14 protein-coding genes are annotated in these 22144 nt (G+C 56.6%); 5 read left to right on the top strand and 9 right to left on the bottom strand.

Annotated features, from left to right (window positions below; all coding sequences use genetic code 11):
- Window positions 1-12: 12 nt before the first annotated feature.
- From QZR17_RS05320 to QZR17_RS05300, 5 genes are all read left to right on the top strand, one after another.
- Window positions 13-1584, top strand: coding sequence for an Mfa1 family fimbria major subunit (locus QZR17_RS05320; protein ID WP_297128610.1), 1572 nt, complete (start codon window positions 13-15; stop codon window positions 1582-1584).
- Between the two features lie 151 nt (window positions 1585-1735).
- Entirely contained in the window at window positions 1736-2722 is a 987-nt protein-coding gene (locus QZR17_RS05315) for a FimB/Mfa2 family fimbrial subunit (protein WP_297128608.1), read from the top strand.
- Window positions 2723-2727: 5 nt separating this feature from the next.
- Window positions 2728-5364, top strand: coding sequence for a BACON domain-containing carbohydrate-binding protein (locus tag QZR17_RS05310; protein ID WP_297128606.1), 2637 nt, complete (start codon window positions 2728-2730; stop codon window positions 5362-5364).
- Between the two features lie 27 nt (window positions 5365-5391).
- Complete coding sequence (locus tag QZR17_RS05305) at window positions 5392-8520, top strand: hypothetical protein (protein ID WP_297128603.1); 3129 nt, start codon at window positions 5392-5394, stop codon at window positions 8518-8520.
- A gap of 30 nt (window positions 8521-8550) precedes the next feature.
- Window positions 8551-11658 carry a BACON domain-containing carbohydrate-binding protein gene (locus QZR17_RS05300; protein ID WP_297128600.1) on the top strand — a complete coding sequence of 1036 codons (3108 nt, stop codon included), beginning with the start codon at window positions 8551-8553 and terminating at the stop codon, window positions 11656-11658.
- Between the two features lie 660 nt (window positions 11659-12318).
- Here the strand turns inward: QZR17_RS05300 and rny are convergent.
- The 9 genes from rny to pheT form a co-directional block, all read right to left on the bottom strand.
- The gene (gene rny, locus QZR17_RS05295) at window positions 12319-13929 is read right to left on the bottom strand and encodes a ribonuclease Y (protein ID WP_297128598.1); all 1611 of its coding nucleotides are present in this window, start codon (window positions 13927-13929) and stop codon (window positions 12319-12321) included.
- Window positions 13930-13947: 18 nt separating this feature from the next.
- The gene (locus QZR17_RS05290) at window positions 13948-14313 is read right to left on the bottom strand and encodes a cell division protein ZapA (RefSeq protein ID WP_297128595.1); all 366 of its coding nucleotides are present in this window, start codon (window positions 14311-14313) and stop codon (window positions 13948-13950) included.
- Window positions 14314-14364: 51 nt separating this feature from the next.
- Window positions 14365-14688, bottom strand: coding sequence for a hypothetical protein (locus QZR17_RS05285; RefSeq protein WP_297128593.1), 324 nt, complete (start codon window positions 14686-14688; stop codon window positions 14365-14367).
- A 17-nt stretch (window positions 14689-14705) separates the two neighbouring features.
- Complete coding sequence (gene fabD / locus QZR17_RS05280) at window positions 14706-15590, bottom strand: ACP S-malonyltransferase (protein ID WP_296164433.1); 885 nt, start codon at window positions 15588-15590, stop codon at window positions 14706-14708.
- Between the two features lie 233 nt (window positions 15591-15823).
- The gene (locus tag QZR17_RS05275) at window positions 15824-16825 is read right to left on the bottom strand and encodes a D-alanine--D-alanine ligase (RefSeq protein WP_297128590.1); all 1002 of its coding nucleotides are present in this window, start codon (window positions 16823-16825) and stop codon (window positions 15824-15826) included.
- A gap of 12 nt (window positions 16826-16837) precedes the next feature.
- Window positions 16838-17911: an RluA family pseudouridine synthase gene (locus QZR17_RS05270; protein WP_297128587.1), complete on the bottom strand. Its 1074-nt coding sequence runs from the start codon at window positions 17909-17911 to the stop codon at window positions 16838-16840.
- A 42-nt stretch (window positions 17912-17953) separates the two neighbouring features.
- Window positions 17954-18673 (bottom strand): PASTA domain-containing protein, encoded by a 720-nt coding sequence (locus QZR17_RS05265; RefSeq protein WP_297128585.1) that lies wholly within the window; start codon window positions 18671-18673, stop codon window positions 17954-17956.
- A gap of 23 nt (window positions 18674-18696) precedes the next feature.
- A complete protein-coding gene (locus tag QZR17_RS05260) occupies window positions 18697-19440 on the bottom strand; it encodes a YebC/PmpR family DNA-binding transcriptional regulator (RefSeq protein ID WP_070466459.1) in 744 nt (247 codons plus the stop codon).
- 36 nt (window positions 19441-19476) lie between these two features.
- Window positions 19477-21942, bottom strand: a complete 2466-nt coding sequence (pheT, locus tag QZR17_RS05255; protein WP_297128581.1) for a phenylalanine--tRNA ligase subunit beta — start codon at window positions 21940-21942, stop codon at window positions 19477-19479.
- Window positions 21943-22144 lie beyond the last annotated feature (202 nt).

The raw sequence follows: 22144 nt of genomic DNA, 5'->3' as shown, positions 1-22144 counted from the left end.
TACACAAGTAGTATGAGAAAGAACTTCACTGCCGTTGCACTGCTCTGCGCCACCCTTATGGTGGGCATGACTGCCTGCAACAAGAGTAACCAGGGACCTGAGGTCCCCCAGGCAGGGGAGAGCAGCTATGCTGTGCTCTCCATCTCCCTGCCTACCGCCAATAGCTCCAGGGCTAATGTTGGCGATAAACACCAGGGTGAGACCTATGACGGCACCGTCGCTGAGAATAAGGTATCATCAGTGCTGGTAGGCTTCTACAAGGCCGGTACTTGCGCCGCTCGTATCGATCTTAATGCGACTCACGATGGTGCGACTACCGGCAAGTTTACCGGAACTGACGTCGCCACCACCTCTACCGGCTACAAGCTGGTGACCAAGGCGGTCAAGGTCCCCAAGATCGCTAATACTGACAGCTACGACGTCGTTGTCTTCTTCAACCCCACCGAGGAGGTGAAGGGACGAATCAATAAGGGCGCCAGCATAGAGGACCTCAAGAGATTCTCTAACTATGATGAGGCCAAGGTGATCACCGCCAATGGCATCATGATGAGCAATGCCAAGGGTATCGTGAATATCACAGGAGACAAGCTCTTCGATACCAAGGAGAAGGCTGAGGAGGCTGCTGCCGAGAAGGTCTCCGTGCAGGTAGAGAGAGCCGTCGCCAAGGTCTTTGTCAATCCTACGATCACCAATGATAATGCTTCCGGCTCTATCGCCGGTGCCAAGCTGAAGCTCTTGGGCTGGCAGCTCGATGTGACCAACCTGAAGTACTTCCCGATGCGTGTGATGGATCAGAAGATCAAGGCTAATAGTGTAGGTAGCGCTGCTGCCGAGCTGGAGGCTGAGACAGCCGCGTCTGAACGTGTCGACTCTTACGCTAAGGACCCGAACTTTGATGCTGCTACCACCACCATCGATACCAATAACTTCGAATACCTCGCAGGTCTGTCGACTCTGCCGACTTTCTATGAGGCCGGCTATGATGATGATAAGGGGCACTATGTGGCAGAGAATACGATGGCTCCCGATGCTCAGAAGCTTCGTGGCACCACCCTCGTTGTCTTTAAGGTCAAGGTGACTCCCACGATCAATGGTGCTGAGGTGACAAGCTACGTTGTCTACAAGGGTGTAGCCTATACGGTGGACGACTTCACGAAGCGTGTCACTAAGTCTGCCAACACGAGTGACGCGGATAATGGTATGCCCACCGGCTTCGCGGCTGCAGTCGCTGCGTTTGCAGATGGTTCTGCCACCGGTGTTGATGCTCTCAATGCTAAGATTGGCAAGGGCAAGGCATTTAAGGACGAGGCGAGCGGTATCAGCCTCTATGTTGGTGGAGTAAATTACTACCATATGCCTATCCGTCACTTCACCAACGAGCAGCAGGCTGCTCCTATGCAGTATGGTCGCTATGGCTTGGTGCGTAACAACATCTACAAGCTCACCATCAACTCTATCAAGAACTTTGGTGATCCTGAGGTAGTGGAGCCCGGTGATGAGAATGATGACCCCGAGACACTCTTCATCGCTATGTCTGTCGAGCTGCTGCCGTGGCTTGTCCGCGAGAGTGGCTACGATCTCTGATCCCAAGCGGGAGACTTTTATGACATCTAAGTGATCCAAGAGCTGATGATGTCACCCCGGAGACGGTTGATCCTGTCTCCGGGGACCAATAGGAAATCTAATTATTCACTGAGAGAAGTAAGGGAGGGACTGCCTCTGCCTGCATGATAATATGAAGAGTATACATCACCTAATGATCTGCCTGCTGGCAATTGTGTCACTGGGACTGACAGGCTGTGATAGGATGATCTACAGCGATCTCGAGCCCTGTCTCTTAGAGGTGAGCTATAGGTACGACTACAATCTTAAGTTTGCCGATGCCTTCGCCTCTCAGGTGCCCTCTGTCGACCTCTTTATCTTTGATGATCAGGGTAGGGCGGTCGCTACGCCCCTGAGAGTGGAGGGGAATCCCTTTGCTCAGGACTTCAGCCACCCGCTGCAGCTCCAGCCGGGTAAGTACACCCTTGTCGCCTGGGCGGGTCTCACTGACAGCTCTTATGCCCTCAGCAACATTAGGGATCTTGCACAGATGAGGCTGGCCATCAAGAGCAGTGCCGGCATCTCCGACAAGGCGCTCGACCACCTCTGGCACGGGATCGTCCGGCGACTGGAGGTGAAGGGGGTGCCCGGAGAGCGGGTCGTGATCCCTCTCGTCAAGGATACCAATACCTTCCGCGTGCAATTAGTCACCACGGGCGCGGGCGTGGATCTCGACCCAAATAGGTACGAGGTGACGATCGCCTCTGCCAATGGGCTCTTGGACGGAGATAATAGGATCGTCCCCGGTGATGCCATCACGTATCGTCCCTACCTCAGCGAGCGAGGTCGACTCTCCATAGCTGAGGATAAGCAGGCCGTCGGACTCACCTGTGAGCTACGTACCGGGCGCTTGTCGGAGAATAGCGATGAGCGGCTCATCGTCACCGATAAGAAGAGTGGGAAGAAGCTGATCAACGTCAAGCTCAAGGAGCTGATCCAATTCCTGAAGCTGAGCGAGTACGGCAGTATGCCACTCCAGGAGTACATGGACCGGCAGGATGAGTATGTGGTCAGCTTTGTCTTCACCACCTCGGGTCCCGCATCCGATGTGGACTTCCAGTCCTTCTCGATCTACATCAATGGCTGGCTGATCCGGGAGCAGGACGTATCTGCAGAGTAAGTGAGATGGTTACAGACTTTAGTCACAGAATAGTTGCGACGACGGCACGTCGTCCGGTGCTGATCTCCCTCATCGCACTCCTACTGGTGGCACTCCTGTCGGGGTGCAGCAAGTCACGGAGCAACGACGAGCCGATGATGGCCACCGGATATATGGCGATGAGCCTGCGCTCCATCAATATCCCCGGTGATCAGGAGACGACGATCAAGACAGTCCGTCTCGTCATCGCCAAGTATCCGGGTGGCGAGGTGGTCTACAATCAGTTACTGACCTGGAATAATGGGAGCCTGACTCCTCCTGCGAACATCAGCACCGCAGCTCTCTCCGACCCGATCGAGCTACGGTCGGTCTCTACTCGATATGACTTCTACCTCTTTGCCAATGAGGAGTCGATGCCGCAGAGGGATCAGAGCATCCTGCAGGGTGGTCTCGACAATGCCATCCGCTTCCGAGACTTCGAGCCGATCCCCTTCGCAAAGTCGGAGATCACTACCATTGGGACCAGTAAGCCACTGATCTCCGTCGGTGTGGTATCGAGGAAGTCTCTTCAGGGTAATGGGACCAAGGATGCCCCTGAGGTGGTCAAGGCGACACTAGTGAGGAACATCTCCAAGCTCACCCTCGCAATCTATCGCAAGAAGGACTCCCCTGAGTCTACGGCGAAGCCTAATGTCAAGGTGACCGGCTTCGAGCTGATCAATATACCCAATCAGTATCCTCTCTTCTTCTCGGGTAAGGCCTACGACGCAACGACCGGCACTTGGTCCTCGGGGCGGGTCAATGTCTCCATCAGTGACTACAATAAAGGGGCGGAGGAGGCACTATATACCTCCGGCACCTACTACCTCCCCGAGCATCTGCTTGCGAGAGGTGGTACCGACTACGCCGCACTCAAGGTCTACTACACCACAGGTGCTACCGGTACGGAGCTGAGCAACACCTACTACCTCGATGCAGGGGACGTTAATGAGATCCGCAGTGAGATACTTGACCACATCAATGCGGCCACGGTAGATCTCAATGACATTGACATATACTCCATCTTCCGTAGTCTGCACTACAAGGTCCGGCTCAATATTACTGACCAGCGCGTCAAGCCACTGCTCGATATTCACCTGCAGCCGTGGCTACCGTCGATGCAGAATGTTGAGTACACGGACCCTCTCTTCAATAGCTCCAAGGATGTCGTCGAGCTCAATTACGAGGAGGGCTCCTCAAATACCGTGCAGCTGCTCAATAACTTTGAGAGTGGATCCTTTACCTGGAGTGTAGAGGGTGACCCCGACTGGCTCGAGGTGATCCCTCCTGCCGGGGCGGAGAGTGGTCATGTGGCTATGGATGGCACGCCGGTCCTCTTCACCTTCCGAGCCACGAGCGCCAACGAGACTTGGTATAGTGCCGATGGTAAGCCTCACGATGAGGAGCGGGAGGCGGTGATCACCTTTACTCCACAGAACTATGACCACCCTGTGCGAGTGGTGGTACACCAGCGGGCAAGGAAGCTGATCCGGCCTAAGAGACGCTATGTCTGCTTCATAGGAGAGGGGGGCTCGGTGGAGATCCCGGTGGAGAGCTTCGGTAGGCAGTGGGGTGCCACCGTGGTGACCAATTACTCGACTACCGCAGACAATACCGGCTGGGTCAAGGCGGAGAAAAACGGCACGGGGAGCGTCAAGATTACCGTCGACAGTACCAACGACACCGATCTGATCCGCTATGCTGAGGTGAAACTCTATGACGGCACCGGAGAGAGCGCCTACATCTGGGTGGAGCAGGGTAATTACAAGCCTGTAAGGGTGACCGAGAATGGTGCCAATCTTATCATCCTCGACCGCAACCTCGGGGCGATCAAGAGCGCGTCGAATAGAGGGGCGTGGTTTACCAACTCTGAGATCACCAATCGTGAGCGAGTGGAGCGCAATGGCTTCTACTACCAGTATGGCCGCACTCCGGACGGATACCACCTGCTCGGCGTAGACCTTGTCTACGGCACCATCAAGCGCTCTATCCCTATCACTGAGTGGAAGATCGATCCCTACTATCGACCCGATGGTCCGCTTAAGTGGGCCGACTTGGGGACCGAGCAGATCAATGGGCACTACTCGAGAGATGACCAGCATGGACTCTTCATCGCTTCTGATGAGACCGATGAGGGCGATACTCCCGATGTGGTCAATAGCTGGTTCTACTTCTTTGACTCCACTGTCCCTCGTCCCTCCTGGACCAATGCCGATGGGACCAAGAGGAAGGGGGTGGATCCCTGCCCTGAGGGGTATCGCATCCCGAAGCTGGAGGAGTATGGGAGGATCTTCCCGAAGGATAGAAATGCCGATGGCTTCTCTCGTCTGCGGGTGAGCCATGGTGTCTGGATCAAGGGCGCGGACATAGCCACCTCTACGGCGCGCGACATCTACTTCCCGATCTCTCCGAGGAGAAGCGAGCGCGGTACCCTCAGTATTCGCCAGTGGACCATAGACGATGACGTAGAGAATACCTCCTACTACGGGACGTCCAATGGGGCGACAGATAACTACTGCAATGCCCTCTTTTTGTCTTGGTACGATGATGGGAAATGGTTGTGGGATCAGAATAAGCCCATCAGCTACGGCTCCGGTGTCGTCATCCGATGCATCAAGGAGTGAAGTGATAAACAAGTGAATGAGTTCGCTATGAATAAGATATATACCCTTGTCCTACTCCTACTCTCTCTCCTCACACTGGGAGGCTGCCGAGACCCCCGTATGGAGGGCGATGAGTTGGCGCAGGGTCGCGAGGTCACGGTGATGATCAATATTCACCTAGCAGAGAGTCAGTTGCTTTTGCGTGCCGCACCGGATGCCCCCTCTGGAGAGACGGATGAAGAGAAGAAGGTCGACTCACTCTACTACATCCTCGCCAAGCCGGATGGCACCATCATCGGGTCACCGGTACAGATAAATCAGAGCAATGGCCTGAAGAAAGTGAGCGACACGGAGTATCAGTACCCTATCGCACTGACAGCGGGGGTAAGCTATAGGATTGCGGTGATTGCCAATAAGAAATTACCTGCCACCTTCCGCCCCACGACGCTTGTCCAGCTCAGGAGTCGCCTCGTCAGCTCCGGCACGGGTCTTCCCTCGACACCCCTCCTGATGTATGGTGAGGTGAGTGCGGAAAATGTCCAGACATACACCAATATCCGGGCTGAGCTGCAGCGAAGCGCCTTTGCTGTCGACATTATCTCCACCGCAAGAGCTGAGGATGGATTTGAGCTGGAGGACGAGTGGTATCTCTACAATGGAGAGACCAAAGGCTACCTGCAGCAGGATGATCCCACTTCAGTTACCGGCTACACCTCCGCCCCGGCAAATAGCGGTAAGCTCTCCACTGGGCAGAGGGTCTACAGCTACCCAAAGCGGGTAGAGAACGACCCGACCAAGGAGGCGTACGTGATCTTCAGGGGACGGTATCATGGTGTCAGCTCCTACTATCGTGTCGCCCTCAATGTCAAGGACGGCGTCCAGTCCCTTCAGCATGGTCGCCACTACCGGCTCAATGTCGTCAAGGTGATCGGTGTCGGCTACAATACCCTCGAGGAGGCTGTGGCCAATACCGCAAATAAGATTGTAGTCTTCACGGTCGCCGACTGGGATATGACCAATAGTAGAGAGGTGGTATTCTTCGACAACTACTACATCTCCGCAGGTCGGGTATTCTTCGAGTACGATGCCATCCAGCAGCAGCGCTCCACCACCATAGAGACCAATGTCCCCTCTCTGGTGCTGATCCCTCCTGTGGACAGGAAGAATGCTCGGGACCCGGAGCACCCTCGCTTCGAAGAAGCCACTTGGTCGACGATGTCCCTCTCTCCGGACGGGGGGGGTACGGACGTCATCGGTGCCGGTGGATCTCGGCGCTATCGGCTAAATGTCGGCTGCTTCCAGAATAATAGTAATGAGCAACGCGATGCGTACGCCTTTGTCCGGGCGGAGGGGATCCATACCGATGACCTGAAGCTCCGTATCGACGTGCGACAGAGGGCTGATCAGATCTACTACTCCGATGCACTCAATATGTCTGTGAGCCCGACTGACTTCTTCTCGGACAGCGGTGAGGCGGAGGAGTTTAGGTCCCACGTTATGCTCCCCATCGAGCGACAGTCATGGTCTGTCAGGGACGTCCTTTTCTACGTCCCGGGGAAGGGGTACGTGTCCGTCCGTGAAAAGAATGCTGAAGGGGAGCCGGTCCTTAGTGGTGACGTTAAAGACGAGTACGAGTTCATCGAGTCGGTCACTCTCCCCAATGGCAAGAAGTGGGACTTTGACGAAGCCTTTGCCTCCAAAGATGAGGCGTACTTGGTCTCTACCATCGGTGCGGGTGACGTTGTCATCAAGACCAAGAAGATGGCTAAGGCTATGCCTCGTGCTGCCAAGGTAGTGATCCAGACCGGCTTCTATAATTACTTCTTCAACACGATCTACGTGACGCAGGACTTCAGCTTTGACTACAAGATCACCTACCCGGAGGACTATCCCGGAGATATGAAGCGTGATCGCTATGTGATGGAGACCGATATGCAAAGCAAAGAGCCGTCGGTCTTCTATGTCGATGTCACCAGTAACTGCTCCTGGAGTGCCGTGGTGACTCCGGCGGGAGCCTCCTCGTGGATCAAGGCCGATCCAATCTCATTCAGCTATCCGGCGACTGAGGGCTACGGGGCGGAAAAGTACACCAATAGGCTGAAAGTGACGATCCAGCCCAATGAGACCACACCCCACTATGATAAGACCATGAAGGCTTTCGTCTATCCGGAGGCGAGAGCGGCTACGCTCTCAATCATCTATAAGGGGAACGCTGTGGATAGTCAGGGATCTCCCGTCCTCGAACTTGGGGGGGATCGAATAGATGTCTATCAGGGAGGCTACGTGGAGATCAATGGTAAGAGGTGGCTCGATCGTAACCTCAAGACCGGCTACCTCTTCTCCGAGGAGTTCGACCCTGAGAATAAGGGCTACCCGATGCTCTACCCCTACGCCAATCCGGTCGGTTTGCCCACCTCGGTCCATGGGGCCTATGGTAAGAGTAACCACTACCTCGCGCCGACACCGTCCAGTCGTAATGCCGGAGGAGACTATGGAGACGACGGGCTCTTCCCCTGCGGTGCGCCACAGTCCGGCTACTATGCGGGAAACTTCTTTGAGAGTCATCCCGAACTATTCTACTATCGCTCTAGAGAGCTAAAGTATACAGTGTACCAGCTCTTTTGGTTCGGGAGCTATACCGGAAATTACCAGAATTACTCCTTCGACTGGAACAAAGCTACAGCTCAATACAATCTGGAACCTCTGCAGGTAGGATACACGCTCAATCCCTGCCCACCGGGATGGGGTCTCCCCACGCAGCAGGATATGAGTAATCTCGTCGCTACGATGAGCGACTTCGGAGGCGGTCAGTATGGTGCCCCCAATGCGTTCCCCTGGGATAGCCACTCCGAACTCACCTACACCTATGGGGATATGGGTGTCAAGAATAGTGGCTGGAGGACCTGGATCCCCGACAGCCAGCATCGTGACGATCGCCAGGCAACACCCTTCTTTCTGCCGGCAGCCGGGGCTCGTCTGCTTGCGTGGAACTCTACTGACCTCTCGGGGGCTATAGGGTACTACAAGCAAGCTGAGAAGGATCCACTCCAGCCTGGTGATGCAGATAATATGCTGCAGGCTAGCTATACCATGATCGTGACGCCATCCAGAGTGCAGATGGGCATACAAAATGCCGCTGAGAGTGCCTCGGTACGCTGTGTGAAGCTTGGAGAATGACAAAGGAAGTAAAGAAGGACTATGAGAAGTATGATATCCAGTGATATATGGTCCCGCTCGAGTCGTTGCTTGGGGACGCTGGTGATGCTGCTCCTTGCTGTAGCATGCACTCAGCAGAGAGAGACGGCCGAGGAGCTTGTCGCCTCTCACCAGAGCACCAAGGTGCAGATCGACTTTTCCGTACCCCGATTTGGCAAGTCTCGGGTAGGGGGTACACCTTCACTCAAGTCTGTCGAGGGGGGGGACTTCGAGAATGAGGCTACGGTGAAGAAGATCTACCTCTTCTATGCTCCCTCGACCGACCCGGCAGCTCCACTCACCAGGGTGGTTCTCGACTATAGTAGCTCACCTGTCATCTCCGGTCTCTTCTCCACACGGCTGGACCTCAGCGAGGGGGCCTACGACTTCTATGCTGTGGCCAATCCCACCGCCTCTCTCGAGGCTGACTTAGGAACGGTGACCACGAGGCAGGCTCTGAGTGACATGGTGGTGACCATCTCAAAGAGTGAGGATGAGCTCTGGGCCCCATTTATTATGTATGGTGAGGCAAAGAGCGTAACCATATCCGCCACTGAGCGAGTGGCTATGAGACTCCAGAGGTTAGTCTCACAGATAGAGGTGGTAATGAGTGACAAGCGGTTCACGATCGCCTCAGCGCAGCTCTACAATGGCGCCAAGAGCTGCTATCTATCACCGCACAGAGACGATGTCACCGGCAAGAGTCTTACTCCCGACTCCGGGAAGAGGTATAATGGGGTACAGGGCTCACTGAGTAATGACAGCAGCGTGGCACATCTCTTTACCCTCGAGTACTTCAGCTACGACAGGACCAGTGACTCAGAGGACACTAACCCCGCCAACGACCAGTCGATCTACTTGATCCTCCACCTCTTCAAGGGAAAGACGGACTGGGGCTACTTCCGGATAGACCCTGCTGACTACAGAGGCGAGCAACTTATATCCCGCAATAGTCTGTACACTATTAATATCAAGGAGGTGAGGGGTGAAGGGTACTACAAGGTCGAGGAGGCTAAGGCCAATAAGGCTACCAACCTCGTGCTGGAGTATGCTCAGGACGCCGACAACTTTATCTCTAAGGATGTGGGGGACTACCGGTATGTCAAGTTTGACGGTCAGTACTACCTCGCCATGGAGGATCGAGATCTGCAATTGGTGAAGGACGGTCGGACTGATCCCTTTCTTCTCAAGACAAACGCCCCTAATCCTGAGATACAGACAAGAGTAGTCTATGTCGATCCGGCAGTGTCGGATCCTCTCTATGAGGATTGGCTGACAGTGGAGGTGAGTAAGGACGGAAACAGCGGTCTGCCCAATGGACTTAATATTACACGTACAGCACTGCCTGACTATGCGAATATGGAGGGTGTAGGGAAAAGATCTCCCGTCAGGAAAGCGATCATCTGTGTGATTGTGGTAGGTCGGCCCAATCTCTATACGGAGATACCGGTCTCACAGCAGCCGGATGATGGGTACTTCGATAACCTTGATGCTGATCCCTCGCTCCATGTCAGCAATGGCGCACAGAGAGAGGTCTTCTACTCCACCATCGCCACCACTTTCCCGGACACCTATTGGTACATCAACAAGATCTATGACTCCAAGGGTGTCGATCTCCTCGACCCCGATCTCCCCGAGGAGGACAAGTGGATCCATATCACACTGGATACGAAGCCTTCGTATGTGGATAATGACTTAGGTCGCCCCATATATATGGGACCCTCCTCGCTGACGATCGTGGCGGATGGCTTGACAGAGGGCTCCTTCTACAGGGAGGGATACATTGAGCTGAAGTTGTCGCCCTACCATAGGGACTACCCCACCAGGTCTGTCACCATCCGAGTGGTCTCCGGTCTGGGGCTGGACTATCGGATCACCTATCCCGATAGCGAGCCTAAGAAGCCCTTCATGGAGCGATCCACGAGAGTCATCGAGAGCAGTCTCTATCAGAGGCAGTCTCAGACCTACTCCATCGATGTTAGCTCGACGATGAAGTGGGAGGTCAAGGCCTCGCACGACTGGATCACTATTACACAGCCGACCTTTGACAAGGGGTCCTACAATAGTACCTTCACCGTCACTCTCCCGCCAAATAATCAGGGGGAAGAGATCGGTGGGCTCTATCCTGCGCGCGAGGGATATGTCGATATCATCGGGGACCAGTTCTTCAAGCGCATTATGGTCTATCAGGGGGGGTATGTCCGGATAGGCAAGGAGATCTGGATGGACCGCAACCTCAAGGTCTCACGCTTCGTCGGAGGGTCACGCAATTGGAATCGCTATGTCATCAAGACGGACCGGTATAATCAGGAGCTCCCGCCTCGCGACCTGCTCTATGCTTGCGCTGTCCCGATAGCCCAGCCGGGAGATGAGCCGGTGATCTATGCCTACGGGCGATCTTTTGACAAGTCACCCTCTGAGTGGGGGGGGAGTACCACTGTACCGACATCCACCTACGGACGTAATAAGGTCGAGTACTTCCGTTGGTCCGTAGACCCGGCACAAATTAATAGCTATGGGAATAATAAGACACGGTATTACTTTGCTGGGCGTAATGTCCCTGAGGCTAATGACGGCTACTTCTCCTGGGGAATGTACGGTACCTTCCCCGCCCAAACCTCAAATGCGAGTAGGCTTAACGATGCTTGGAACTGGTCGTACTATGTAGGTATGGCGACCAATGTGATGCAGATGCCGACAAGCAAAAGCTATAACGACCCCTGCCCCGAAGGGTGGAGGGTACCAAGCTATGCAGAGCTCTTCAGGCTCAATCGCTACCTCTCTCAGGCCCGTATCTATGCCAATGGTACCGAGGACTACCTGCCCAGTGAGGGGCTGGATGCTGCCGCTAAGGATGGTATGATCAATAACGGGGTCTTCTTCTACAACGACGATAAGGTGAGCTGCTGGTTTCCCTTCGCCGGCTTCCGTGCCATGAGTACTGACGCAGCCTTCAGCATCGTCAGCGAGGGGGTCAAGACTGCATACTGGGCAAACTTCAGCTCTGATGGTATGAATGCCTTCCGCGCTACCCTTGAGTACCAGAATGCATTCATTGAGTACTGGAACGGCAACTTCTCCAATCCGGTCCGCTGTATCCAGAACAATACTATCGAATAATCGCTATTCTGATGCGAGTACATCAGTAAACTAAGCTTCATATATGTGTATACCAATATCCTCTTAGACACAGGATATTGATATAATCAAGGAGAGTGTGCTCGTGATGGGTACACCCTTCTTTTTGGTACCCTCTCGCTGATCATCAGTTGATCCGAGAGGTCGGACACGAGCGACGGCACCCCGACGGGGATGCACGCTCCCTATGCATCGGCCATCCTTACGCCTGCCGGTGTACCATCTATTAGATGGCCCCATTTGCGCCCCTCGGGACAGGCTCTGGCGGTGAGACGACGACGAGGCAAGCCGGCTCTCTGAAGAGACGATATAAGTGGGGAAATCCTAATACCGATATTAGTGATCACTAATATCGGTATTAGGCGACACTAATATCGGTATTAGACTTACGCGAGAACGACCCCTCCCCAAAAGGTCCCCCCCCCCTGGGGTGCACCATCCGACCTCGATTGGAGATGGGAGGCGGAGCGGCACCTCGGTAGGGGGCGTTTATCATAGCTGTAAAGATCAGGTACGTCCCCCCCTCCCCGAGCCCCCTATCGACTATAGCTATTGTGCTGCGGTCTTCTGTAGCTTCAAAAAAAAAAGAGGGTGCGCCATCCCATACGGATGGCGCACCCTCTTTTTTGGGGTGGTGCCGGATTACTTGGCGTAGGAGACGACGCGTCGCTCCCGGATGACGGTGATCTTGACCTGCCCGGGGTAGGTGAGCTCATCCTGCACTCGCTCAGCGATCGCATTGGAGAGCTCGACGGTGCCGGCATCGTCGACCTTGTCGGCCCCGACGACGACGCGGAGCTCGCGACCTGCCTGGATAGCGTAGGTCTTGATCACTCCGGGGTAGGAGAGGGCGAGGTCCTCAAGTGCCTTAAGTCGCTTGATGTAGGCCTCTGCTATCTCGCGCCGTGCTCCGGGTCGTGCGCCACTGATGGCATCGCAGACCTGGATGATGGGGGCGATGAGGGTGCTCATCTCGATCTCATCGTGGTGGGAGCCGACGGCATTGCAGATGTCCGGCTTCTCCTTGTACTTCTCGCAGAGCTTCATGCCGAGGAGGGCGTGAGGCATCTGCGGCTCCTCGTCTGCCACCTTTCCGATGTCGTGGAGGAGTCCGGCACGGCGCGCCTTCTTGGCGTCCAGTCCGAGCTCCGAGGCCATGACGGCACAGAGGTTGGCGGTCTCGCGGCTGTGCTGGAGGAGGTTTTGCCCATAGCTGGAGCGGTATTTCATCTTGCCGACGAGGCGGATCAGCTCGGGGTGCATGCCGTGGATGCCGAGGTCGATCACGGTTCGCTCGCCGGTCTCCATGATCTCCTCCTCGAGCTGCTTCTCAGTCTTCTCGACCACCTCCTCGATGCGGGCGGGGTGGATGCGTCCGTCCTGCACCAGCTCGTGGAGGGACAGGCGTGCCAGCTCTCGGCGGACGGGGTCAAAGCAGGAGAGCAGGATCGCCTCAGGGGTGTCATCGACGATAATCTCGACACCGGTGGCAGCCTCGAGGGCGCGGATGTTGCGTCCCTCACGACCGATGATGCGCCCCTTGATGTCATCGTTGTCGATGTGAAAGACGGTGACCGCATTCTCGATAGCGGTCTCGGTGGCGATGCGCTGGATGGTCTTGATGACGATCTTGCGCGCCTCGGCATTTGCCTTGAGCTTCGCATCATCGATGATCTCATTGGTCATGATGGCGGCGCTGGACTTGACCTCGCTCTTGAGGTGCTCCATCAGTTGCGCCTTGGCTTGCTCCTTGGTAAGACCGCTGGTCTCCTCGAGCTGCTCAAGCTGGCGGAGACGTAGCGCCTCGAGCTCGGCCTCCTTGGCCTTATTGAAGTCGATCTGCTTCTTGAGGTTGACTCCCTCCTCCTCTATCGCCTGTGAGCGGCGGGACATGTCGTCCTGGAGCTTGGTGAGCTGCTCCTCGCGCTTCTTGAGCTTGTCCTCGATGGACTGGAGTGAGGCTTGACGAGCCTGTACTTCGTCTGCGAGCTCGGCCCTGCGCTTTAGGAATTCTTCCTTGATCTTCAGGAGCTTGTCTCTCTGGAGCATCTCGGCATCCTCTCTCGCCTTGGCCATGTACTCGTCTCGAGTGACCTTGGCCTGGTCGAGGTACTCCTGCCGAGCCTCTTTGGCTTTGGCGATCTCGTTTTCATAGAGCCTCTGAGCATGGCGCTCGTTCTGCTTATTGAGCAGAATCCAGCCCGATGCCAGTAGGACTATGGCGACGATGATCGCAATTATTATGGGACTCATATAGTGGTATGTCTTTATCTAAGTGTTGTCTCTGGGGGAGGTCTGTGTACTCAGACCATCAAGTGCCTGATCAAGGTCCCTTGAGAGCTTGGCGAGTCGTCCCTCGTAGTCGGCGTGCTCTTGCTGCTGCAGTAGGCGGTACTTGTCGCGACCGAGGTGGATGGCAGCGTAGGTGAGTGCCTCGATGGTCGTGAGGTCGTACTGGGACCTGTACTCGTCAAGGAGGTGATTGAGCTCCTTGGCGGCTGCTCTCAGGGTGGCCTCCGCCTCCTCCTCACGGGGAATGGTGACGGCCATAGGTACCTCCCCCACGCGGAGGTTGATCACGCGGGTGAGAGTGGGTACAGGCGTCTCTGCCTGCATATCCGGGGATCTGTCAGGCATGACGGCTGTGGAGCGTTGGGTGGTAGGTAGTGAGTACGGTGTCAGTCGGAATTACTTGACGTGGGTCTCTAAGAGGCGAAGTACATCGTCCACGGTCTCCACGAGATCATCGATCTCTGCGTAGAGGCCCGCTGCAGACTTGCGTACATCCGGGTCATCGGCTGCGATGGGCGCCCTGAGGGCGAGCTTCTGCTCCAGTCCGTCGGCTCTTGTCGTCTCCTTGGCTAATAGACTACGGAGCTGACCATTCTGGTCTCTAAGCAGCTCCACCTCCTGCCGAAGCGCTTGGTAGCGCTCTATGAGGTAAGACGTCCTTAGCTCTACGCGATGGAGGGCATCCCCCTCGTGGGACCGATGACCGGTACTCTCTGACACGGGTGCGGAGTGAGAAATCAGCCCTCTCGTCCCTCTACCGTGACGCTTCGGTCGATGCGGCGGATAAGCCCCTGCAGGGTGTTACCCGGGCCAAACTCGATGAAGCGATCCGCTCCGTCAGCGATCATGCGCTGTACCGTCTGAGACCAGAGTACAGGGGCGGTGAGCTGCTTGACTAAGTTGCTCTCGATCTCCTTGGGGTCGGTGTGTGGCTTGGCGTCCACATTTTGGTAGATCGGGCAGCGGGGGGTCTGGATGTGCGTCTGGTGGATCGCCTGCTCAAGCTCCTGACGAGCCGGCTCCATCAGTGGGCTGTGGAATGCACCACTCACCTTCAGAGCAATGGCTCGCTTGGCTCCGGCCTTCTTCGCCTCCTCGATGGCTTGATTGACTCCATCGATGGAGCCGCTGATGACCACCTGCCCGGGGCTATTGTAATTGGCAGGTATGACCAGCTTGTCCAGGATATTGGCGCAGATCTCCTCCACCTCGGCGTCCGGAAGACCGATGATAGCCGCCATCGTCGATGGAGCCTCAGCGCAGGCCTTCTGCATAGCCACGGCACGCATATGTACGAGTCGGACAGCGTCCTCAAAGGAGAGCGCCCCGGCGACAGCGAGGGCGGTAAACTCTCCCAGAGAGTGACCGGCCACCATGTCGGGCTTCTCCTCAGAGCCGAGGACAGCTGCGGAGATGTAGGAGTGGACGAAGACGGCAGGCTGAGTGACAGCGGTCTGCTTCAGCTCCTCCTCCGTGCCGTCAAAGATGATCTTACTCAGACCGAAGCCGAGGATCTCATCCGCACGATCAAAGAGGCGCATCGCCTCAGGATTATTATCATACATGGCCATGCCCATGCCTATGTGCTGGGATCCTTGGCCTGGAAAAACGTATGCTAGCATATGATTGTATGTATCGTTAAGAATAGGGTTTCTAAAAACTACTCCCACAAAGATAAGTAAAAGAGAGGAGTATCGGAAGACTTTTCTGTCGCTTATTTTCTGAGAAGACTCCCTCTCCAGACTCTATTTGACCGGGAGGAAGAGATAGGACTATCGGCTGAGAGGAATAGCCAAAAAAAAGGCTACGTCTCATGTGAGACGCAGCCCCGGATGACTTGGCGGAAGAGCCTCCTCTACCGGCGTGACCGGTGGTAGAGGAAGTCGATGATCCCCTCGAGGACCTTCCCCGGCACGAGACCGGCGGCACGGATCTGCTGGGGGATGAAGCTGGTAGCTGTCATCCCGGGTGTGGTATTGACCTCCAGCAGCACGGGAGTGCCGTCGCTCTCGATGAAGTAGTCCACCCGGATGATGCCGGCGGCCCGTAGGTGGCGGTAGATCTGGTGGGTCAGCTCCTTGACACGCGCTGTCGTCTCCTCAGGGATGCGGGCCGGCGTGATCTCGTCCACGGCGCCATTGTACTTGGCATCGTAGTCGAAGAACTCGCTCTTGGGCACCACCTCGGTGATCGGCAGGATGTGGATCCCCTCGGCGTCCTCGTAGGCGCCACAGGTGATCTCGGTGCCGGTGATGAGGGACTGGATCATCACATCGCCACTCTCGGCGAGTGCCTTATCTATCGCCGGTTGCAGCTGCTCTCGCTCGGTGACGTGCGTCGTAGCGATGCTGGAGCCTCCGTTATTGGGCTTCACGAAGCAGGGAAGCCCCGGCTCTCGGAGCAGGTCATCGATGTCGATTCGGTCGTACTTGGTGAGCCGGACAGCCGGGGCGATCTTGATCCCAAAGGTGGAGAGGTAGCGGGCGCAGACGTACTTGTCGAAGGTGAGCGCACCGATCAGCGTCGGGCAGCAGGAGTAGGGGATCTGCAGCATGTCGAGGTAGCCGGTCAGGTGCCCGTCCTCGCCCGGTGTGCCGTGGATGGTGATGTAGGCGAAGTCGAAGCGAACCTTGCGACCTGTCTCGGGGTGGACAAAGGAGAAGTCTCCCTTGTCGATCTCAGGTGTGTCCTCGAGTCCGAGGACTGTCCAGTGATCACGCCGTATCAGTACCGGGTAGATCTCGTAAGGGCTGTCGGAGAGAAACTTCATCAGCCCCTCCTGGCTCGACAGGGAGACGGTATACTCGCCACTGTAGCCGCCGGCGATGAGCGCAATCTTTAGTTTTTCTTGATCCATAATGAGATGTGATCAGAGGTTCTCTACATTGCCGTCGTCGACGTACTTCCGCCACTTCTCGATGAGGGCGGTCATGTCGGGCGGTAGCGTACTCGAGAAGTCCATCTGTCGCTTAAGTATGGGATGAAAGAAGCCCAGCGTCTGCGCATGCAGTGCCTGCCTTGGGCAGATGGCGAAGGCATTCTCCACAAATTTCTTGTAGCTGGCGAAGCGATTACCGCGGAGGATCTGATCCCCACCGTAGACGGCGTCATTGAAGAGCGGGTGCCCCTCGTGGGAGAGGTGGACACGGATCTGGTGCGTGCGTCCCGTCTCGAGGCGGCAGCGTACCTGGCTGAGGTAGCCGAGGTACTCCTCCGTGCTGTAGTGGGTCACGGCCGTCTTACCCACTTCGCCCTCGTAGGGAAAGGGTGCCATCCTCGTCCGGTCACGAGGGTCGCGAGCAATGTTGCTCCTCAGCACGCCCTCCGCCGGGTCCATATGTCCCCAGATCACCGCCACATACTCGCGCCGGGTGGAGTGGTCAAAGAATTGCTTCCCGAGTGCACTCTTCACCTCCGCGGTCTTGGCGATCACTAGGAGTCCGCTGGTATCCTTGTCGATACGGTGGACCAGCCCTATCGCCGGATCATTGACATCAAAGTCGGGGTCATTCCGCAGGTACCAGGCGAGGCCATTGAGGAGCGTCCCGTCCCAGTTGCCGTGCCCTGGGTGGACCACCAGTCCCGCCGGCTTATTGACCACCAAGAGCCAGTCATCCTCGTAGACGATCTCGAGAGGCATCTCCTGGGGCGTGATCTCGAGGGTCATCGGTGGACGCTCAAGCCGCATAGAGACGCGGTCGAGAGGCTTGACCTTATAATTGGACTTTACCGGCTCGCCGTTGACGAAGATGAAGCCGGAAGAGGCTGCCCGCTGGATGCGACTGCGGGAGATCTTAGGCATCATATTGACGAGAAAGCGGTCGACCCTCAGAGGCTCCTGCCCCTGATCTGCTGTGATGGCGTAGTGCTCGTAGAGCTGGTCAACCTCCTCATCCTCCTCGTCTACCGGCTCCGGCTCGGTCGGTAGGTCTCTTTCGGTCATTTACTGTAAGGCGTATGCTGGTGTGACTGGACCTCTATCAGCTCAGAGCTCCGGCAGATCCTCCCCATCGGGCTCCTCAGCCTGTCCGATCCTCTGGAGTGCCTCCGCGACCTCGCGGTCCACAGCTGTGGTGTCGGCATCGTAGAGGCTGTCAAGAGAGGAGGTCGAGGTGATCGAGAGGACGAGAGGGGTATTGAATGGTAGCTTAGTGCCCGGCTGGATCACTTGACCGGTCTGACGATCGGACACCTCCACCGCGAGATCATTGTATCTCCCGGGGACCATCTTGATCGTCACATCGACAAAGCCTGCCGACCTGAGGGCAGCTTGAGCACGGCGTCTCGAGGTGTCGTAGACAGCAGGCATCACCACCTGCTCCACGGTCGTGGTATTGGTGGTCAGGAAGATCGTGCGGTGCTTCTTGATGATCGATCCCGGACCGGGAGAGGTCTTCAGGATCACACCGGGTGCCATCCCCTCCGTATAGATAGAGTCGACGATCTCGAGGTCCAGGTCCATGGACCGCACCGCCGTCTGCGCCTCCGTCAGGGTCATGCCGGAGAGATCCGGCACCTTGGCCGCCTCGCCATGGTGGGTGTAGACATCGAGGAGATAGAGAGCTCCTACGATGATAAGCGCCCCCACGACGACCATGGCCAGCAGGTTTAGCAGCGTGATCCTGACAGCGCGTCCTGTGCTCATCGTCCGCTTTTTCTCCTCCGTCCGATCCTCTGTCTCTCTGTCCATCTCCTCCTCGCTCATAATGCCGTCGGTATCGTCCTTACTTACTCCTCGTCGTCGCTGTCGTCCTCAGCCATGTCGGAGAAGACGTTCTGTACATCATCGTCGTCCTCGATCTTGTCGATCAGAGTATTGACCTCCTCGCGCTCCTCGGGAGTGATCTCCTTCGTCATCTTGGGGTCGCGGATGAAGTCTGCCGACTGGATCTCGAAGTCCATCCCCTCGAGTGCTGTCTGCAGGGTGCCATTGACGGCAAAGTCTCCCGTCACCGTGTAGCCGTCGTCCGACCTGGAGACATCCTCCGCACCGGCGTCGATGAGCTCCAGGAGTAGCTCCTCGGGGTCGTACTCCTTGCCCTCCTCCTTGGGAGTGACAGTGAAGACTACCTTGTGGTCAAAGAGGAACTCTACGCTACCATTCACACCGAGGCTCCCACCGTACTTGGTGAAGTAGCTCCTGAGATTGGCCACCGTGCGGGTCGTATTGTCGGTCATGGTCTCCACGAATATGGCGATGCCATGCGGAGCATAGCCCTCGTACGTGACGGTCTCATAATTTGCCTGATCCTTGTCCGTCGCTTTCTTGATGGCGCGCTGGACATTCTCCTTGGGCATATTCTCCTTCTTGGAGGTCTGGATGAGTACGCGCAGGCGGGGGTTGGTGTCCGGGTCGGGACCTCCGTCGCGGACCGCCACGGTGATCTCCTTGCCCAGCTTCGTAAATGTACGGGCCATATTGCCCCAGCGCTTCATCTTACGCGCTTTTCTGTACTCAAATGCTCTTCCCATGATTATTGTCAGTAACTATAGTCTCGGTCGACCGTTTTATCGGAGAGTCGCTCCGGTAGCGTGCTCGATTTGATTGAAAATTTTCTGCATTGTCTTCTCGATCGCCTTATCGCTCAGCGTCTTGTCCGGGTCGAGGAGCTCAAAGGTGACGGCGTACGACCGCTTGCCCTCGGGCAGGGTCTTATCCTCGTAGACGTCGAAGAGCTCGACGCTCCTCAGTAGCTTGGGCTCAGCCTTCTCAGCGGCCTGCTTGATGGTCTCAAAGGTGACACTCTTGTCGACGAGGAGGGCGAAGTCGCGCTTGACGGAGGGGAAGCGGGGGATGCTCGTCGCCTTGGTCAGCCGACCGAGGACGCGGTGGAGCAGGACGTCCCACTTGATCTCAGCGAAGTAGACCGGCACGTCGATGTCGTGCATCGTCGTCAGCATCTCCCGGTCGAGGAGTCCCCAGCGGGCGAAGACCTCCCCGCCCTTGAGTGAGAGTACCTGGCACTTCTCGAAGAGTGGATCGTCCTCCCTCTGCTCGCTGCTGATCTCTCCGGCATTAACGCCCATACGGACCAGAATCTGCTCGAGGACTCCCTTGAGCTCATAGACCGAGATCTCCCGCTCGGGGGTGATCCAGTTGCCGGTATCGGTGTCCCCGGTCATCCAGAGTCCGAGACGGAAGCTCTCGTGGAAGCCTCGTAGCGGGTTTTCTTCCTTCTCGTCGACGCGGGTGTAGGTGTTGCCAAACTCGAAGAAGCGGATATTTGTTGCCTTGCGATTGAGATTTCGCTCGATCGACTCCAGTCCGCCGTGAACCAATGTCTGACGAAGCGTGGAGAGGTCGGCAGAGAGGGGATTGATCACCCTCACCGCTTGCTCGGAGCTCTTCTCGTCGCTGTAGTAGGACTCCTTGGAGAGGGAGTTATTGAGGATCTCGAAGAATCCCGCTCCCACTAATTGCTCGCTGATCACCTGCTGGTAGCGGACGCTCTGATCCTGGTAGGAGGGAGCGCCCATCGTCAGCGTCAGTCGCTGGTCCGGGGCCTGGTAGGTATTGTACCCGTAGATGCGGAGGATCTCCTCGATCAGGTCCACATCGTGTGTCACATCGTATCGGTAACGGGGTACCTCCACGTGGATCCCCTCCTCGTCCTCACGGGTAATGGTGATCAGGAGCGACTCGAGGATATTGCGCACCTGAGCCTTGTCGATCTCGAAGCCGATCAGACCATAGAGGCGCTTCCAGGAGAGGTCGATCGTATAAGGTCCCACGGGACTGGGGTACTCGTCGTAGATGGCACTCGCCACCTCGCCCCCTGCCACCTCGGTGATCAGGTCGACGGCACGCCGGAGGGCGTAGGGGATCTCATTGGGGTCCAGCCCTCTCTCGTAGCGGAAGGAGGCATCTGTATTGAGCCCATGCCGACGAGCTGTCTTGCGGACGTAGGTGGGGTGGAAGGTGGCACACTCGAGGAACATATTGGTCGTCTCCTCGGTGATGCCGGAGTCCTTCCCGCCGATCACGCCGGCGATGCAGATCGGGTCGGCGGCGTCTGCGATCACCAGATCTCTCTCCGTCAGCTCGTACTCCTTGCCGTCCAGTGCGGTGAGCTTCTCCCCCGCCTTAGCGAGCCGGACATGTACCTCGCCCCCCTTGACCTTATCGAGGTCAAAGGTGTGAAGCGGCTGTCCGATCTCCATAAGGACATAGTTGGCAGCATCGACAACGTTATTTACCGGGTGGACGCCCATCGTCTCAAGCGCCTCGCGAAGCCACTTGGGTGATGGTCCGACCTTCAGACCGCGAACTACCACTCCCGCATAGCGCGGGGCAGCCTCCGGAGCGTCGATATGGAGACTCACGGGGTGTCCCTCTCCCTTTATCTCACTCACCTCGGGCTTATGGAGTGCTGTCCTGAGTCCGCGCGACCGGAGGTAAGCGTAGAGGTCGCGGGCGACACCATAGAGGGAGGTGCCGTCGACGCGATTGGGTGTGATGTCGATCGTGATCACCTGATCAGAGTGTACGCCGAAGTAGTCTGCCGCCTCGGTCCCGGCGGGGATGTCGTCCGGCAGTACCATAATCCCGTCGTGGGCGCTGCCGAGCCCGATCTCGTCCTCTGCGCAGATCATACCGAAGGAGTCCTCCCCGCGCATACGGCCCTTCTTGATCGTAAAGGACTCCTCGCCATCGTAGAGTGTGCAGCCTATGGTGGCTACCACGACGGTCTGTCCGGCAGCGACGTTGGGCGCCCCGCAGACGATCTGCAGAGGTCCGTCCGGGCTGTACTTGCTACCGAGATCCACCGTGGTGATGTGGAGGTGGTCAGAGTTGGGGTGCGGGACACAGGTGAGGACCTTCCCGATGACGAGACCGCGCAGTCCGCCACGGATCGACTCACGCGTCTCCACGCCGTCTGACTCCAGACCGGTTGATGTCAGGATGTCGCTGACCTCCTCAGCAGTGAGGTCATGGTCGACATACTTCTTGAGCAAGTTGTACGATACGATCATTCTTTTTCTCTCAATATATATGTGTGTCGCTTGGCGTCATCCTCGTCTAAGGTCGATGGTACACGGCACAGGATACTCAGTATAATGGGACCACAAATTTAGCCCTAATTCCGCCCAATCACAAAAGCCAGCCTCATCGGTCCATCTGGCTAATTCGCATTTTGATGTGCTGGGTGGGGGAGTAAAAAGAGATTACCTTTGT

Source organism: uncultured Porphyromonas sp. (assembly GCF_900541275.1).
Classification (GTDB): domain Bacteria; phylum Bacteroidota; class Bacteroidia; order Bacteroidales; family Porphyromonadaceae; genus Porphyromonas_A.
Note: the sequence above shows the minus strand (reverse complement) of the source record. Positions and strands in the feature narration are given on the sequence as shown.

Bases quoted from the DNA above. Each gene is read 5' to 3' on its own strand.
- QZR17_RS05320 (WP_297128610.1), top strand. From the start codon at position 13: ATGAGAAAGAACTTCACTGCCGTTGCACTGCTCTGCGCCACCCTTATG.
- QZR17_RS05315 (WP_297128608.1), top strand. From the start codon at position 1,736: ATGAAGAGTATACATCACCTAATGATCTGCCTGCTGGCAATTGTGTCA.
- QZR17_RS05310 (WP_297128606.1), top strand. From the start codon at position 2,728: ATGGTTACAGACTTTAGTCACAGAATAGTTGCGACGACGGCACGTCGT.
- QZR17_RS05305 (WP_297128603.1), top strand. From the start codon at position 5,392: ATGAATAAGATATATACCCTTGTCCTACTCCTACTCTCTCTCCTCACA.
- QZR17_RS05300 (WP_297128600.1), top strand. From the start codon at position 8,551: ATGATATCCAGTGATATATGGTCCCGCTCGAGTCGTTGCTTGGGGACG.
- rny (WP_297128598.1), bottom strand. From the start codon at position 13,929: ATGAGTCCCATAATAATTGCGATCATCGTCGCCATAGTCCTACTGGCA.
- QZR17_RS05290 (WP_297128595.1), bottom strand. From the start codon at position 14,313: ATGCCTGACAGATCCCCGGATATGCAGGCAGAGACGCCTGTACCCACT.
- fabD (WP_296164433.1), bottom strand. From the start codon at position 15,590: ATGCTAGCATACGTTTTTCCAGGCCAAGGATCCCAGCACATAGGCATG.
- QZR17_RS05275 (WP_297128590.1), bottom strand. From the start codon at position 16,825: ATGGATCAAGAAAAACTAAAGATTGCGCTCATCGCCGGCGGCTACAGT.
- QZR17_RS05270 (WP_297128587.1), bottom strand. From the start codon at position 17,911: ATGACCGAAAGAGACCTACCGACCGAGCCGGAGCCGGTAGACGAGGAG.
- QZR17_RS05265 (WP_297128585.1), bottom strand. From the start codon at position 18,673: ATGAGCGAGGAGGAGATGGACAGAGAGACAGAGGATCGGACGGAGGAG.
- QZR17_RS05260 (WP_070466459.1), bottom strand. From the start codon at position 19,440: ATGGGAAGAGCATTTGAGTACAGAAAAGCGCGTAAGATGAAGCGCTGG.
- pheT (WP_297128581.1), bottom strand. From the start codon at position 21,942: ATGATCGTATCGTACAACTTGCTCAAGAAGTATGTCGACCATGACCTC.